This is a genomic window from Acidobacteriota bacterium (genome assembly GCA_018001935.1).
In the GTDB taxonomy this organism is placed as follows: Bacteria; Acidobacteriota; JAAYUB01; order JAAYUB01; family JAAYUB01; genus JAGNHB01.
The window spans coordinates 84485-100270 of sequence record JAGNHB010000003.1; the positions used below are offsets into that span (position 1 = coordinate 84485).

General features: G+C 65.8%; 11 protein-coding genes and 1 tRNA gene. 8 read left to right on the forward strand and 4 right to left on the reverse strand.

The window, feature by feature from the left end:
- Window positions 1-19: 19 nt before the first annotated feature.
- Together KA419_02285 and KA419_02290 are read right to left on the reverse strand one after the other, a co-directional pair.
- Window positions 20-811: an ATP-binding cassette domain-containing protein gene (locus tag KA419_02285; protein ID MBP7864752.1), complete on the reverse strand. Its 792-nt coding sequence runs from the start codon at window positions 809-811 to the stop codon at window positions 20-22.
- 4 nt (window positions 812-815) lie between these two features.
- Window positions 816-1574, reverse strand: coding sequence for an ABC transporter permease (locus KA419_02290; GenBank protein ID MBP7864753.1), 759 nt, complete (start codon window positions 1572-1574; stop codon window positions 816-818).
- A gap of 233 nt (window positions 1575-1807) precedes the next feature.
- On the opposite strand from KA419_02290, the gene KA419_02295 reads away from it, so the two are divergent.
- The 4 genes from KA419_02295 to KA419_02310 all read left to right on the forward strand — a co-directional run bounded on the left by KA419_02295 (window position 1808) and on the right by KA419_02310 (window position 5078).
- A complete protein-coding gene (locus tag KA419_02295; GenBank protein MBP7864754.1) occupies window positions 1808-3007 on the forward strand; it encodes a SpoIIE family protein phosphatase in 1200 nt (399 codons plus the stop codon).
- A 138-nt stretch (window positions 3008-3145) separates the two neighbouring features.
- Window positions 3146-3970 carry a chromosome partitioning protein ParB gene (locus KA419_02300; GenBank protein MBP7864755.1) on the forward strand — a complete coding sequence of 275 codons (825 nt, stop codon included), beginning with the start codon at window positions 3146-3148 and terminating at the stop codon, window positions 3968-3970.
- A 137-nt stretch (window positions 3971-4107) separates the two neighbouring features.
- Window positions 4108-4182: transfer RNA gene (locus tag KA419_02305), tRNA-Glu, on the forward strand.
- A 50-nt stretch (window positions 4183-4232) separates the two neighbouring features.
- Complete coding sequence (locus KA419_02310) at window positions 4233-5078, forward strand: lipoate--protein ligase family protein (protein MBP7864756.1); 846 nt, start codon at window positions 4233-4235, stop codon at window positions 5076-5078.
- A 299-nt stretch (window positions 5079-5377) separates the two neighbouring features.
- Here KA419_02310 and KA419_02315 read toward each other — a convergent pair whose 3' ends face one another.
- Together KA419_02315 and KA419_02320 are read right to left on the reverse strand one after the other, a co-directional pair.
- Complete coding sequence (locus KA419_02315; protein ID MBP7864757.1) at window positions 5378-6067, reverse strand: hypothetical protein; 690 nt, start codon at window positions 6065-6067, stop codon at window positions 5378-5380.
- A gap of 89 nt (window positions 6068-6156) precedes the next feature.
- Window positions 6157-7869, reverse strand: coding sequence for a hypothetical protein (locus KA419_02320; GenBank protein ID MBP7864758.1), 1713 nt, complete (start codon window positions 7867-7869; stop codon window positions 6157-6159).
- Window positions 7870-8089: 220 nt separating this feature from the next.
- Here KA419_02320 and KA419_02325 point away from each other — a divergent pair, with 220 nt between their 5' ends.
- From KA419_02325 to KA419_02340, 4 genes are all read left to right on the forward strand, one after another.
- Window positions 8090-9172 (forward strand): AAA family ATPase, encoded by a 1083-nt coding sequence (locus KA419_02325; GenBank protein ID MBP7864759.1) that lies wholly within the window; start codon window positions 8090-8092, stop codon window positions 9170-9172.
- Window positions 9169-12855 carry a protein kinase gene (locus KA419_02330; GenBank protein ID MBP7864760.1) on the forward strand — a complete coding sequence of 1229 codons (3687 nt, stop codon included), beginning with the start codon at window positions 9169-9171 and terminating at the stop codon, window positions 12853-12855. Before KA419_02325 ends, KA419_02330 begins: the two co-directional genes overlap by 4 nt.
- A 47-nt stretch (window positions 12856-12902) precedes the next feature.
- Window positions 12903-13559: a hypothetical protein gene (locus KA419_02335; GenBank protein ID MBP7864761.1), complete on the forward strand. Its 657-nt coding sequence runs from the start codon at window positions 12903-12905 to the stop codon at window positions 13557-13559.
- 105 nt (window positions 13560-13664) lie between these two features.
- A complete protein-coding gene (locus tag KA419_02340) occupies window positions 13665-15479 on the forward strand; it encodes a hypothetical protein (GenBank protein MBP7864762.1) in 1815 nt (604 codons plus the stop codon).
- Window positions 15480-15786: the final 307 nt, after the last annotated feature.

Sequence of the window (15786 nt, forward strand, 5' to 3'; positions counted from 1 at the left end):
GCGTTACCGTGCCGGCCGCTCAGGCGAGGAAGGAGCGGATGTAGGGGATCGGCGTCTCGAGCAGGGCGTCCCGGGTCCCGGTGAAGATGATCCGGCCCTCGTTGAGGACGCTGAACTCCGTGTGGACGTAGCGGAACGTGTCGCCTTCGGGGATGAGCGTGGTGTTCCCGTCCTCGGCCACGTCCATCCCGTACCCGGCGAAGAAGAACGCCGCGCTCAGGTCGTGGGTCACGATGACCGAGGTCACCCCGCTGACGTCGCGGAGTTTCACGATGAGGTCGCAGATGGTCCGGGAGGTGACGGGGTCGAGGCCCGCGGTGGGCTCGTCGTAGAGCATGATCCTCGGCTCGGCCACGATGGCGCGGGCGATGGCCACCCGGCGACGCATCCCGCCCGACAGCTCCGACGGCATCTGGTCCAGGGTGTGCTGGAGCCCCACGAAACCGAGCACCCGCCGGGCCGCCTGGTCGATCTCCTCCCGGGGCCACCCCCCCTCGTCGATGAGGCTGTAACCCACGTTGTCGCGCACCGACAGCGAATCGAAGAGGGCCCCCTCCTGGAACACGATGCCGACCTGCCGGCGGAGTTTCTTCCACGCCTTGGCCGTCACCTGGCTGACGTTCTTGGTCCGGATGAACATCTCGCCCGAATCCATGGGCTCGAGGCCCGCCATGACCCGCAGCAGGGTGGACTTGCCCGACCCGCTCCCCCCGAGGATGACGTGGGAGCGTCCCGCCCCGACGCGCAATGAGACGTGGTCCAGGACCCGATCATCCCCGTATGATTTGCACACGTCGCGCAGTACGATCATGGCGTCACTTGGTCAGTTCGATGATGAGCTTGTTGAGGAAGAAGTCGGAGGCGATGACGAGGATCGAGGCGGCCACCACGGCCCGGGTGGTGGAACGCCCCACGCCCTGGGTGCCGCCGGTGGTCCGCAGCCCGTGGTAGCAACCCACCATGGCCACGATGAAGCCGAAAACCAGCGGTTTCGTGAAGCCCCCGAGAAGGTCGTCGAACCGCAGGGAGTTGAAGGCCACGGACCAGTACTGGGAGGTTCGCAGCTTCAGTTCGTAGAGGGACACGAGCCAACCCCCGATCAACCCGAAGAAATCACAGACCGCGGTGAGGAGCGGGCAGGCCACCGTGCAGGCCACCATGCGCGGGGTGACGAGCTTCTTCACGGGGTCCGTCCCCAGGGCGCGCATGGCGTTGATCTGGTCGGTGACCACCATGGACCCCAGCTCGGAGGCGATCCCGGCGCCAATACGGCCCGCCAGCATCAGGGCGGTGAGCACCGGCCCCAGCTCCCGGACGAGGCTGATGGAGACCAGCTGCCCCGTCAGGCCCACCGCGCCGAAGGAGCGGAGGGACTGGGCGGCCTGGAGCGCCAGGACGGCGCCGGTGAAGAAGCCGGTGAAAACGATGATGACAATGGACCCGATCCCGATGACATCGACCTGTTCGGTCGTCTCCCGGATGTAACGCGGGGAACGGAAAATGTTCCCGATCGCTTTCCCGGACAGGACCGAAAAGCGGTGGATTTGCTCCAAAATTTCCAGGATGTAGCTCATGGCCAACCCGATTGAATCCCTCGTACCGGATGATTGTCGCAGTTTAGGCCCACGCTGTCAACTAGGATGAACCCACCGGGACGAACCGGGAAAGGAACCACGAAATACACGGAATACACGAACGCAGGAGACCGAATCCAGAATTCATCAGTCAGCTGGCAGACTGAAAATGTGGTTGCCCATCTTTCCCCGCTGTGCTGAAATGGGAGGCAGACCGACGGGAGGTACGCGGCATGAACGACGCCATCGCGGTTTCCGGGGCCGGGGGGTTGTCCTCCCACGAGATCACCGTTTTGCTCATCGACGACCAGGCCATCGTGGGGGATGCCGTCCGCCGGATGCTGGCACAGGAGAAGGACATCGTCTTCCACTTCTGCCAGGAGCCCACCCGGGCCATCCCCATGGCCGCGGAGATCTCGCCCACGGTGATCCTCCAGGACCTGGTCATGCCCGACATCGACGGGCTGACCCTGGTGCGCTTCTTCCGGGCCCACCCGAAGCTGCGCGACGTCCCGCTCATCGTCCTCTCGTCCAAGGAGGAGGCGGTGACCAAGGCCGAAGCCTTCGCCCTGGGGGCCAACGACTACCTGGTCAAACTCCCGGACCGCATCGAACTCATCGCCCGCATCCGGTACCACTCCCGGGGTTACATCAACCTCCTCCAGCGCAACGAGGCCTACGAGGCCCTCCTGGCCAGCCGTCAGGCCCTGGCGGCCGAGCTGGCCCGGGCCGCCGACTACGTGGTGTCGCTGCTGCCGCCGCCCTTCACCGAGGGCCCCGTTCGGACCGAGTGGCGCTTCATGCCGTCCGCCGAGCTGGGGGGCGACTGCTTCGGCTATCACTGGGTGGACGAGAACCACCTCGCCCTCTATCTCCTGGACGTCTGCGGGCACGGCGTGGGCTCGGCCCTGCTGTCGGTGTCCGCCTTCAACACGTTGCGCACGCAGACTCTCCCCGACGTGGACTTCCGCCGGCCAAAGCAGGTCCTGGCGGGCTTGAACGACGCCTTCCAGATGGACAAGCAGAACGGCCTCTACTTCACCATCTGGTACGGCGTGTTCGATCGGAACACCCGGGAACTCGTTTTCGGGGCCGCGGGGCACCCCCCCGCCCTTCTGCGATCGCCCGGCGGGGAGATTCGCGAACTGTCGGTCATCAACATGATCATCGGCGGGATCCCCGGTCTGCCCTACGAGGAAGTCTCCACCACCATCCCCGAAGGCTCGGTCCTCTACATCTTCTCCGACGGGGTTTACGAGATCACCCGCCCCGACGGGAGCATGTGGGACCTGGCGGGCCTCCGTGCCTGGCTGGAGACGCCGCCCGTCACCGCCGTCTCGGAGATCGACGTGCTCTACCGCCACGCCCAGGAGCTGCACGGGGCACCGGTCCTCGAGGACGACTTCTCGGTGCTCAAGGCCATCTTCTCGTGACTGTCCCGGTGCACCGGCCGGGGGCGGCATCCGCGGGACCGGCCCCGGGCCAGGGCCTGCGGGCCGGGGGGTGAACGGGCTCCCCCCGGCGCCGGTGTCACGATCGTTCCGGGTACCCGACCCGGTGGAGGAGGTGAAATGAAGCAACCCATCGGTTCGGTTTCGGCCGCCACAATCGGCGGGTCCCGCCGTCAGGCGTCGCGGCTCGGGGCGGTGCTCCTGCTCGCTGCCCTCCTGCTGGTGACCGCCGGCTGCGCGCGCTCCCTCTTCGGGGACCTGCCCGAATGCCGGTCCGGCCTTGCCCCCGGGAGCGTCTGCCGGGTGTCCCTCGACCGGCTCCACCCCACCCAGCCCGCCGTGGGCATGCGGGAGGTCGCGCTCCGGGAGGCGGAGATCAAGGCGAAAAAACCGAAGGGCCTCGTGAAGTACCTCGCGAAGAACCCCGTGGAGATCGTCATCGGGCCGGGGGGAGAGCCGTGGGTCGTGGACCGTCACCACCTGGCCCTGGCTGTCCTTCGCTCGGGTCGCTCCACCGACCTTCCGGCCCGGGTCCGTGCAGATTTCTCCAGCCTCCCGCCCGCGGACTTCCTCGCCCGCCTCAAGGCCGAAAACCTGCTCTACCTCAAGGACGCCCAGGGGAATCCCATCCCCGAGACCGCCCTCCCCAGCGGGCTTTCGGGCCTGGGCGACGACCCCTACCGGGACCTGGCCTACGCGGTGCGCAAACGCGGGGGGTACGAAAAGGCCGAGGTCCCCTTCTCGGAGTTCCGGTGGGCGGACTTTTTCCGCTCCCGGGTCCGGATCGGCCCCGGCCCCGACGGCTTCGACCGGGCGGTGGACCAGGCCGTTGCGCTGGCCCGCACCCCCGAGGCCGCCGGCCTGCCCGGCTACAGCGGTACGGCGGCGGGCAGCCGTGCCTCCGGGGCCTTCAGCGTCGAAAACGTGATGGACCCCGGGGAGTGACCCCCGCCGGTGGCGCATCGTGAACGTGCTCTGGGAACCGGTCCCGCCCCTCGCAAAATAGGCGTCGAAGCGAAAAAAATCTGTTGACTCGCCGTTCGATCCGAATATAATCCCGCTTTCGGTTCGACCGGACCGGAGGAGCTATCGTCTAAGGGTTAGGACGCCGCCCTCTCACGGCGGTAATCGGGGTTCGAATCCCCGTAGCTCTGCCAAATACCCAAGAGCTTGCCCCGGCAAGCTCTTTTCTTTTCGAGGAGGTCTCGTGAAACCGACCTGGCGGCTGATCGTGGACGGCGCCCTCCCCGGCGCCGTGAACATGGCGCGGGACGCCTTCCTGCTGGAACGCGCCGGGGAGCCCGGGGAGCCTTTCACCGTGCTCCGGCTCTACCGGTGGGCCGTCCCCACCCTCAGCCTGGGGAACAAGCAGGTGGCGGAGCGGACGGCGGACATCGCCTTCTGCCGGGAGCGGGGCATCGACGTCTGCCGGCGCCCCACGGGGGGCGGGGCGGTCCTGCACCACCTCGAACTGACCTACGCCGTCGTCTCGAGCTACCGCGAGTGCTTCCAGCCGGGGATCCTGGGCACCTACCTCTCCCTCTCCCGGGCCCTCCAGCGCGGGCTCGCCCTCCTGGGCGTCCCCGCCGAGGTGGAGGAGAAGGACCCCCGCGCCGCCCTCCGGCCGGACAACTTCGTGAAGAGCCCGGTCCCGTGCTTCACCTCCACCTCCCACTACGAGATCACCGTGGCGGGGAAGAAAATCCTCGGCAGCGCCCAGAAACGCACGAAGACGGCCTTCCTCCAGCACGGGTCCATCCCGTACGCCTACGACTGGGCGCTCCAGGCGGGCGCCATGCGGGCGGACGCCGGCGTCATGCAGGGCGTCATGGCCTGCATCGGCGACTGGGCGCCGGAGTTCCGGGCGCTCTCCCCGTGTGTTGCCTCCCCGGAGATCGGGCGCCTGGAAACCGCCTTTCGGCAGGCCTTCGCGGAAGTCTTCGCGGTCGACCTCGTCCCGGAACCCCTCAACCGGGATGAACTTGCCCGCGCCGCCACCCTGGAGACGCACTACCGGGTCGAACTGCCATCCGCCGGTCAGAACCACGGATGAACACGGATGGACACGGATCGAACGGGGAATAAACCACGAAATACACGGAATACACGGACGGGAATCCAGGCCGAGGTATGAGGTCGACGATAGCCACGATTCAACGGGTCAGGCCCTGAACCCCTTCAGCCTGAACCGCTAAAAGCCTTTTCTTGAACCACGAACCACACCGACCACACGAACGAAGCAGGCGGTAAGCGCGGGGGCATTCCAGCCCGGGGCAAGCGGAGCGACGCCGCGGGAACCCCGGCGGGAATCCCTCCGGACCTACAGCCTACAGCCTATAGCCTATAGCCTTCTCACGGCATCTGCACCAGTGTCCCCTCGAACTCCTCCTTCTCCGGGACATAGCGGACCTCGTAGCGGTCCAGGGAGCCGCCCCGTCCCCGGTAGTCCACCGCGTACACCCAGTGCCCGGGCCGTTCGGGCTTCTCGTGGAACAGGTGGTCAGGCCAGCGGGTGACGAGGGTGTCCGGTTTTCCGTCGAAGGTGGTCTTCAGCCGCACGGGGTAGTTGACGACCTTGTCCTTCGCGGGGCTGTAGCCGATGAGCGTCGTCCGGAGCACCATGCAGTTCAGCGCGTCGAAGAGGACGAACTCGGCGGCCTTGCCGTCGCCGTTGACGTCCTTCAGATCCAGAAGGACCGGCTTGGCTTCCTCAGACGCCTTCGGGTCGCCGGGGACGTGGTAGTAGAACCCCTTCCGGATGGCGTAGGGGACGTCGAGGCTGTCGCTGGAGGAGTCGTGGGGGTCGCGGACCTCCAGGGTGTTCAGGAGGGCCCCGGTCTTCGCATCGACCAGTGAAACCCGTGTGGGGCCGCTGTAGAAGCTCCCCCGGGTATGGTCGGGGCAAGTGTAGGGGTCCTCCGGATCGTAGCCCGTGGGGTTCTCTTCCGGCCGAACCATCCAGAGCACCAGCAGCCGGTCGGGGTACCCAGCCTTCTCCAGCGTCACCCGCTCCACCTCCCGGGCCCCTTGCGGAAGCTTCACATCCGGGCCCGCGGCTGGAATCGACCCTGTCAGGCCCGCCAGCAAAACAAGGAAAACAGATATTCTCATGGAAAAACTCTCTTTCAGGCTCATCGGGCGACCAACATCCGGTAGCGCACCTTGAGGGTCTTTTTTTCTCCCGGCTCGAGCCTCACCTCCCAGCGAAGGGTGTTCCTGGGGTTCAACCCGTCGTTGAAAACCGCGTGGGCGCTCATGACGATCTTCTTCTCGCTCTGCTGGATCAACTCCTGGAAAGTGTAGTCGGAAAACCCCGCGCTCGTGGTCTGGGCATCGACCTTGGGCACTGTCTCCAGTACCTCTCCTTTCAAAGCTTTCCGGACGACGAGGGTCACAGGCTTGTCCTTCCGGTTGAAAACCCGCATTTCCGAGACTTCTGTGACGACCGACCAGTTGGTGGTATCGCCGTCTTTGTCGGTGGCGGTGGACAGGAGACGCCCCTCCATCTCCCGTTCCTCTTCCCTCACCATGATGTCCAGGGCCTTCGTGACCCGGAGATAGTTGGAGGCCCCCGGCGGGGTGAAGGCCAGGATATCCTGTCCCAACAATGTATCCCCCTGAAGGGTCACCGCTGGCGCGGTGGTCCAGGGCCATTTCCCCGTATTGGTGAGTTTCAGGGTGTGCCAGACGCTGTCCGGCTCCAGGTTGGTCAAGAGCTTGTTCGTCGGGGAGACATCCCAGAAATAGACATCTCGACAAGGGACGCGGACTTCGAATAGGGGCACGTAGGCCCGCTGCCCCTTTTCCAGTCGCGACAGTTCGCCGTTAAAGACGAATAGGTCCTGCCGCGATCCCTCCTTCTGGGTTTCGACTATCTCGGACGCTTCTTCATCAAAAATCACGTAATTGTTCTCCAGACCCTCTGTTCTCCTGGGCGGCACGACACCGGTGAGATCGGAAGCCTTGCTCAGGAACGAAAGGAGGTCACAGTCCGGAGCTAGCGGATCCTCGATCCCGTCCATCCGGAGATTGGGAAAACCGGTGACAAACTGAATCCTCGCCCCGTTGATATCCCGCAACGTATTGACAACCGCTGCTTTGCAATGAAGAATGGCCTCATCCGATGCAGTGGACTCCACCAGGTAACTGGGGGCCCACGTGAGCCCCTCCGACAGAGCGAGAATCCGGATCTTCCCGCCGCTCCCGGCCGTGAAGCGGAGATTTCGTGAGAGTTCCTCGCCGGTGGTCATCGACCCGACCGGGCCTTCGGTACGGCGGAACCCGGTCACGTTTTCCGCCAGGATTACCCGCTCCCCCGCTCCCGTCCGCACTCTGACCAATCCTGATCCCGTGGCCTTGCGATCGCCATCGTCCCGACCTTCGCCTTCTGCCGCCGGCTTCGTCGGGGTCGGTTTGAGATCCACGACCGATCGCTCTTCGAAAGGAATGACGATACCTTTCAGCCACTCCCCGCCTTTGAGTTGGATTTCGATTTCGGCCCCGGCATTGGCCAGGAGAAGGTCATGAAGGTTGCGGGCCGGTCGACGGACATCGACCGTATCGTTCTCCCAAACCACGTCTTTAAGTGCGAGCGAGGAGGGTTCTGGGATCAACCAGAACGTGCCGTGGAACGGCTTCGGCAAATCCGTGACCTCGTATTCCCCCGGCCCGGGGATCGCCGTTTCGAGAACAAGAAACGCTTTGCCGTTCTTGAACAGGGACGCCTGGACGATATCCGCCTTCAGGGATCGCGTCGTATCGGCCGCGGATACTTGGCACAAGCAGCAAATCCCGAAAAGTAAACCCGTCAGGACAAATCGTTGCAAGCAGGTATGAATGGTCATCACTCCTCCTTCGATGCCGAGGGTTCCGGCAACGGGACCGGCTCCCTTCCGGGGTCATTATAACCGCGATCGCCGAATAACAGAACCTGGGCTATAATGGGCCGGCACTCCGGGCTGAAGGGTGGACCTCTTGGATAGGGCTGTCGAGATGGGTGACGAGGCGTTTCAGATGAGCGTTTTTCGAGCTGCGGGGGATGGCGGGCGGTTGCCCCGGCGGGGGATGGTCCTGGGCAAGTTCCTGCCGCCCACCGAGGGGCACCGCTACCTGGCGGAGTTCGGGCGGCGGTTGTGCGAACGATTGAGTGTCCTGGTCTGCACCCTGCCCTCCGAGCCGATCCCGGGGGCGTGCCGCTTCGCCTGGGTGAGGGAGATGCTGCCCGGCTGCGACGTGGTGCACGTGCCCGACGACCTCCCGGCGGCCCCCGAAGACAGCCCCGACTTCTGGCCGCTCTGGCTGGAAACGATCCGCCGCGCAGTCCCCGAGCCCGTGGACGTGGTCTTCACCAGCGAGGACTACGGAGAAGAGCTGGCGGCAAGACTGGGGGCCCGCCACCGGGTCTGCGACCAACGCCGCGAGGCGGAGCCGGTGTCAGGGACGGCGGTGCGGGAAGACCCCTATGCAAAATGGAAACACCTTCCCGACGTCGTCCGACCGTGGTACTGCCGCCGGGTGGTCTGCTTCGGGCCGGAGTCCACGGGGAAGTCCACCCTGGCGGCCCGGCTCGCCGCGCACTTCGACACCGCGTGGGTCCCCGAGTGGGCCCGGGCGCACCTCGACCCCAAGGGTGGGAAGTGCGCCCCCGAGGACATCCCCCTCATCGCCGCCGGACAGTCCGCCAGCGAGGACGCCCTGGCCCGCCGGTCCAACCGCCTCCTGGTCTGCGACACCGACCCCCTTCTCACCACTATCTGGAGCGAGATCTACTTCGGCGGCTGCCCCGAGGGGGTGCGACGCCTGGCCGACGACCGGGCGTACGACCTCTACCTCCTGTGCGGCGCCGACGTTCCCTGGGTGGACGACGGCCAGCGCGACCTGGCCCACCGCCGGGAGGAGTTCCTCGAGCGCTGCCGGAGGGCGCTGGTGTCCCGCGGGCGTCCCTTCGTCCACCTGGCGGGAGACTGGGACACTCGCTTCCGGACTGCCGTGGCGGCGATCGAGCCGCTCCTCGGCCCTCCGGCCGACACGCCCCCGATCGCCGCCCAGCCCCGCCTGGCGAAGGAGACCCGGGCGGCGGTCGGGGATGGCGAGGGGGTGACGGAACGGGTCGAAGACGATTGTAAACAGGCATCGGGGGCGATATGACCGAACAACCAGTTCTCCGGATCTTCGAAGATCGCCGGTTCAGCCTCGAGCACGCCTCCGGGTGCCGTATCCCGGGGTACCTCATCCTCCGGTTGAAGGAGCCGGCAATCTCCCCCTCGGAACTCTCTCCGGAGAGCGCCCGGGCCCTGGGCGATCTCCTCGCGAGGGCGGTCCGCGCCATCGAAAGAACGGTCGGGGCGGACCGCGTCTATTGCCTCGCGTTCGCCGAACTGGACCGCCGGCTCCATTTCCACCTATTTCCCCGAACGCCCTGGCTGTTGCAAGCCTACCACGCGGCGACCCGTACCCATGACCAGCCCGTGAACGGTCCCGCTGTTTTCGAGTGGGCCCGGACCACCCTTGTGGAGGAAGCCCGCGTCCCGGCCATGGCGGGGAACGTCCCGGAGACTTGCCGGGCGTTGCGGGACGCTCTGGAGCGTGAGTCGCCCCGTGCAGCCCCGGATACCGAGCCTCGGTACGGGAGACCGCCGGACGAGACGGCCCCCGCGGCCCCGCTGCCGGCTAACCCGGGCGCCGCTGGCGGGATGGCCGCCCCGGACGGGGCCCCGGAACGAGGTGGCATTCCCTCCGGCCCCCGGACAATCCCCGACGGCCATTTCGCGGAGCATCTCCAACCGGGCGGGCAATGGGGGCGGTTCAAAATCATCGCCCTGCTCGGTTCGGGGGGGTCGGGACGCGTTTTCAAGGCGTGGGACACCACGCTTAACCGACTGGTGGCCCTGAAAGTCCTCCACCGCGAAGAGCCGGAGTTGTTCACCCGGTTTCTCCAGGAAGCCCAGTCCCAGGCCCGGATCGACCACCCGAACGTCTGTAGGGTCTACGAGGTGGGCGGGATGGGGAACGCGGGGTCGGGCGACGCCCAGCCGTTCATCGTCATGCAGTTCATCGACGGGAAGACGTTGAGCCGGGCCGCGGGCGAGATGACCCTCGAACAGAAAGTGAAGGTCCTCATGGAGGTGGCGGAGGCGATCCACGCCGCCCACCGGCTGGGTCTGATCCACCGGGACATCAAACCGTCCAACATCATGGTGGAGAAGACCGACTTGGGGGACTGGCAACCTTTCGTGATGGACTTCGGGTTGGCACGGGAACAGGAAAAAACCGGTTTGACCGTGACGGGGGCCATTCTCGGGACGCCCCAGTACATGTCCCCGGAACAGGCCCGGGGCGAGATCCACCATCTCGACCGGCGGTCCGACGTGTACAGCCTCGGGGCCACCATGTACGAAGTCCTGTCCGGCCAGCCGGCCTACGACGGGCGAACCATGGTGGATGTCCTCCTGAAGGTGATGGCCTCGGAACCGTTCCCGTTGAAGCGGGTGAACCCCCGGGTGCCCTCCGACCTGGGGACCATCACCATGAAATGCATGGAGAGCGACCCCACCCGACGGTATGACTCGGCGCGGGCGCTGGCGGACGACCTCCGCCACTATCTCGACGGCGACCCCATCCAGGCCCGGCCGGCCGGGATGGTCCGGCGCGTCCTCAAGAAAGCCCGGAAGCACAAGGCCATGACCGCGGTGGTCTGCACCGCCGTGCTGGGTTTCCTGGTGCTCGGGGGACTTCTTGCCCACACCGCATGGACGGCGGCAACGCGGGCGAAAGCCGCCGGGGTCTTCGGCCAGAAGGTGAAGGAGATCGAAGCCCTCATGCGGTACGCCCGCATGCTTCCCCCCCACGACATCCAGCGGGAAAAGGCGCTGGTCCGCTCCCGGATGGCCGACATCGAACGCCTGATGATCACCATGGGGAGCGCGGCGGACGGTCCGGGGAACTACGCCCTCGGTCGCGGCAGCCTGGTGCTCCAGGACTTCGTTCCGGCCCGGCGGTATCTGGAGAAAGCGTGGAGCGCGGGTTTCCAGGAACCGGAGGCGGCCTGCGCCCTCGGGTTCGTCCTGGGGGAATTCTACCGGCGGAAACTGCAGGAGGCCCAACGGATCGATGATCCCCGTCTCCGCGGGGAATTCCTGCACCGGGCCGACCACGAGTACCGCGAACCCGCCCTTCGATACCTGAAGGCGGGGGTGGGGGCCCCGCTGGAGTCGCCCGCCTACGTTTCAGCCCTCATCGCCTTCCACGAAAAGCGGTTCGACGAGGCCATCCGCAAAGCCCGGGAAGCCTTCATGCAGACGCCCTGGCTGAACGAGGCCCGCCTCCTGGAAGGGGACGTCCACCTGGTCCGGGCCCTGGAACTGATCAGCCGGAACGCGGAGGCGGAGGCGTCCCGGTCCCGGTCCCAGGCCATCGCCGCCTTCCGGCAGGCTGTCGACCTCGCGCGGAGCGACGCCAGAGGGTACGAGGGGATCTGCAAGGTTCGCATGAGCGAGGTGGAAGCCAGCGTCTACCGCAGCCCGGAGAAGTACCGGGACTATCTCGGGGTGCTGGAGTCCGCCGAGGCGGCGTGCCGGGAAACCCTGGCGGTGAACCCCGAGAGCGCCGTGGCATACCTCGTGCTCGCCTACACCAAGTCCCGGCGGGCAGAGCTCAACGGGGACAAGGACATCGGGCAGACCCTGACTCTGAACCGGGAGGCCGTCCAGGACGGTGAGAAGGCCCTCCGTTTCGAGCCGGACGACCCCATGGCCCTCAATGTCCTGACCCTGACGTACGAGGCGATCGCGTACTACGAGAACCGGACCGGCCGCGACCCGCGGAGATCCGTCGCATTGTGTGTCGCCCGCGGGCGGCGGGCCCTGGAGGTGGACCCCGGTAACACCCTTCTTCAGTGCGACGTCCTGATCAACATGGGAAATTCTTACGGGTTCGCCTGGGATTACGAGACACGGCTCGGGCTGTCGTCCGGGTCGTCCCTGGAGAACGCCTTCGACTGCTTCCGCAAGGCGGTCGCCCTCAATCCCCAGAATTCGATCGCCCTGCTCGACCTCGGTTACCTGCACCTCATGAAGGGAAAACACGACCTGGCTCGCGGGATCGACCCGGGGCCCTCCCTGGCCAAGGCGGAAGCCTGGCTCCGGAAGGCTGTGGCAATCCGGCCGGACTTCGTGACCAACCGGATGTTCCTCGCGGAGACATACTGCACGCAGGCCGAATACTGCGTCGAACAGCGGAAAGACCCATCCGTCCCGCTGGGGAAAGTCCGGGCGATCGTGAATCCGGAGGGCCCGTTCGAGATCGATGAACTGCCGCAGTTCTTCCTGGTCGATCAGATCGTCCTGATCGAATCCCGCTGGAAGATTCTCCGCGACCAACCGCCGGACGAGGTCCCCATCCGGCTCCCCGACTTCAACGCCCCGGGTTTCCGACTGGGCCTGACTCACACCCGGGCGTTTCAGGTGACCGCGGAAATCTGCCTCCTGCGGGCGCTGTGGAAGATCGGGGCCTCCGGCGGAACGGCGGGCGAACCGCTTCGGTTTCCCCAGGGGGAAGGGCGGGGCCTGGCCGCAGAGGACATCCGTAAAGGGTTGGCCCTGGCCGGCAAGGCCGTCGCCTTCAGCCCCGGATCCGCCGAAGCGGTTGCGGTCCAGGGGGCGCTCAGCCTGCTCCGTTACCACACGGAACGGGATCCTGCCATCCGGAGGAACGCCCTTGGGCAAGCCATGGCCTGGCTGGAGAAAGCCATGAAAGAGAACGTCCTGCTGAAGAGGCGGTACGGCCCCTTCCTGGACGAAGCCCGGCGGCTGATCGCCCGCCCGGGCGGCTGAGGCCCCGACGCTGGAAGGGGATTCGACACGTTTTCGGGAGTGAGTCCATGACGACTTTCATCAGCCGTTACCTCGATCCGGCCGACCGCCTGGGCGAGATCCTCTTCGCCCTCATCATGTGTCTGGGGTTCACGGCGGCCGTGCGGCTCGGGCACCAGGACGCCGACAGCCGGGCCCTGCTCGTCGCCATCGGCGGGTGCAACCTGTCCTGGGCTTTTGTCGACGGCGTCATTTACGTCCTCACCGCGCTTTTCGAAAGGGGGTGCCGCGTCCGCCTCGCCCGGGACGTCCTGGCCGCCCCAACCGAGCACGCCGCCCTCGCCCGGATCGACCGGGAGTTCGACGGGCCGCTGATGGCGATCCTGAACCACCGGGAGCGCGACCAGGTCCTCCATTGGGCCCTGGAGATCGTCCGGGCGAAGGGAAAACCTCCGCCGGCCCGGATGCGTTCCGAGGACCTGCTGGGAGGTGTGGCGGTGAGCCTGCTCATCGCCCTCTCCACGTTGCCGGTCCTGGTCCCGCTGGCCGTCGTCCCGACGCCGACGCTCGCGGTCCGGCTTTCCAACCTCGTGGCCCTGACCCAGATGTTCCTGCTGGGATTCTGGTGGGGTCGCATTGTGGGCGCCGGCCCCATCCGGGTCGCCTTGGGTCTCACGCTCCTGGGGGTGTCGCTCGTGGCCGTCACGGTCTCTCTCGGCGGCTGAGCAGTTCGGGGCCGGCCTACCCCGAAAAACCGCTTATTCTTAATCGTCTTCACTCAGACCTTTGGCCCGGGGTTGATACAGGACACTCAGTGCCCGGGGCTACGGGTGCCTGTCCTTCAGGATGTGAGCGCGCACATCTTTTTTCCCGATCCCTGCGGTTCCGGTTTACAATCAAACGGAGCGTTCCTTTTCCAGACCCGGGAGGGTGGGTTCATGCGAAGACCGATAGCGATCACCTCCTGCGTTCCCCTGGGCATCTCTGTTGCGGTATTACTGCTCCTTGCCGGGTTCCGCCTGTTCAGCGGGGCCGGTTTCGGCCTCCCGGCGAAACCCGGGCCGGACGGGTGGGTGGAGTCGGGGCTGTTCTTCAACCCCCACGACAATGCGCAGTACCTGAGTTGGGCGCGGCAGGCCCGGGACGGCCAGATCCTCGGCGAGAACCTCTTCACGACGGAATCGTCCCGGCGAATCATCTTCCACCCGGTGCTCGCCCTGGCGGGCCGAATGGAAGCGCTGACCGGCATCCCTGCCGTATCATGGCTCATCTTCGGCGGCATCCTCGGTTCGGCTCTCACCGTCTGGCTGACATCCCGTCTCGCAATTGTCTCGGGGCTGGACTCGCTCGGTGTTTGCTTCAGTACCTCGCTGGCTGCGTTCGGCATGGGCCTCGGGCTGACCTCCCGGTTCATTGCTGCGACGGTGCTTCACCGAACGTTCGATTTGCCTTCTGCGGAGACCGCTTTTGCCGACGCTCTCTTCTTCACCACGTCGTTCGCCTACCCGCTCATAGCCATCGCCTATGCCCTGATGACAGGTACGGTCTGGCTCCTTTTCAGGGGCAGGACAGGGCACTTTTCTCCCTCGCTTCTGGGCGGGCTGTTCCTCCTGACCCTGGCCCTCGGTTTGACCCACCCTTTCGAGGGGGTCATGCTGGCCGCCCTGGCTTTGTTGGTTCTGTTTCACGACCGGGTTCAGCGAAAGACAGTCGACCCGTTGATCGACCCTACCCGGATCTGGTTTCTTCTGGGAGGGGTAGGGCTTGTGGCCTGTTATCAACTGTGGGTTGCCGCCCAACCCGTGTGGCGGGAAGCCGTCCAGGCCAGCATGGACCTTCCACAGCCACGATGGACCTGGCTGCTCGGGTACGGCGCCGCGCTGCCCCTGGCCCTGATCGGCGCCCTGAAGTCCTTTCGGGTGGACCACCTCCGGCGAACCCGGTTTTTCACCTTCTGGTTCGGTATCGTCTTCCTGACCCTGGTCGTTGTCAATACCAACCGGTCGAAGATATCCGCGGGAGCTTATCTGGCGATCGCCATTCTGGCCGGACAGGGGTTCTCCAGCCTGACGGCGCGGGTCCGCCTTTCGACAAAGCCCGAGATCCGGCGCCTTGGCCGGGCGGGCCTGGTGATCCTGGGGTGCCTCTGCTTTTCCGGTACCCTGTTCTACTTGGATGACCTCCGTTTTCCCCACAACCGTGTACGTTACGAGCATGACCTTCTCTCTGTTTGTGAGCGACTGGCCGCGTCGCCGGCCCACCGACCGCGGGTCCTGGCCGACCAGAGTGCCGCGATGCTCCTCCCGGCCCTGGCCGGCGCGAAAGTTTACACCGGCAACGTTTTCCTGACACCCGGTTTCTGGCGCAAACAGAAGGAACTGAACCACCTGGGTTTCGAGTACTGGGAGTACCCGAAATCTCTCCCCTCGCTGCCGGAGTCGTGCGGTACCCCTGAAGATACGCCTCCCCTGCGGCTCCTTCGTCATCTCTTGGAAAAGGACCGGATCGAGTTTCTTCTCACCACGCGGGAATCACCTGCCGGGAACAGTTTGGCGAACCTTCCGGAGATCAGGTTACGGGCCGCCTCCGGCCGCTGGCTTCTGTTTGAGGTCATCCGACCTCCAGGGGAGAGGGGAACCCCCTGATACAGATCCGTACAGGAACGCCATCCGGGACACTCATTCAATTCCGAGTGTCGCTATCCCTGACGCCCAGGCAAGGAGAAAGGACAGGGGGGCCTTCCTTGGACCCGTCACGAAACAGGACACTCAACCCAATGGATGAGTGAGTGTCCTCTTTCCCGACCCTCCCGCCGGGCCTGCGCGCGGCGCTTCCCATCCGTCTCCCGCCCCGCGGCCTAGTCCCCTCTCCCGGGTCAGCGCGGAGCCTCCCCCCATTTTTTTCACCGGTTTTGCGAAATAACTTCGGATATTGTTCGGCGAAAACGTTAGT

Bases quoted from the DNA above. Each gene is read 5' to 3' on its own strand.
- KA419_02295 (MBP7864754.1), top strand. From the start codon at position 1,808: ATGAACGACGCCATCGCGGTTTCCGGGGCCGGGGGGTTGTCCTCCCAC.
- KA419_02325 (MBP7864759.1), top strand. From the start codon at position 8,090: ATGGTCCTGGGCAAGTTCCTGCCGCCCACCGAGGGGCACCGCTACCTG.
- KA419_02300 (MBP7864755.1), top strand. From the start codon at position 3,146: ATGAAGCAACCCATCGGTTCGGTTTCGGCCGCCACAATCGGCGGGTCC.
- KA419_02330 (MBP7864760.1), top strand. From the start codon at position 9,169: ATGACCGAACAACCAGTTCTCCGGATCTTCGAAGATCGCCGGTTCAGC.
- KA419_02320 (MBP7864758.1), bottom strand. From the start codon at position 7,869: ATGACCATTCATACCTGCTTGCAACGATTTGTCCTGACGGGTTTACTT.
- KA419_02285 (MBP7864752.1), bottom strand. From the start codon at position 811: ATGATCGTACTGCGCGACGTGTGCAAATCATACGGGGATGATCGGGTC.
- KA419_02290 (MBP7864753.1), bottom strand. From the start codon at position 1,574: ATGAGCTACATCCTGGAAATTTTGGAGCAAATCCACCGCTTTTCGGTC.
- KA419_02335 (MBP7864761.1), top strand. From the start codon at position 12,903: ATGACGACTTTCATCAGCCGTTACCTCGATCCGGCCGACCGCCTGGGC.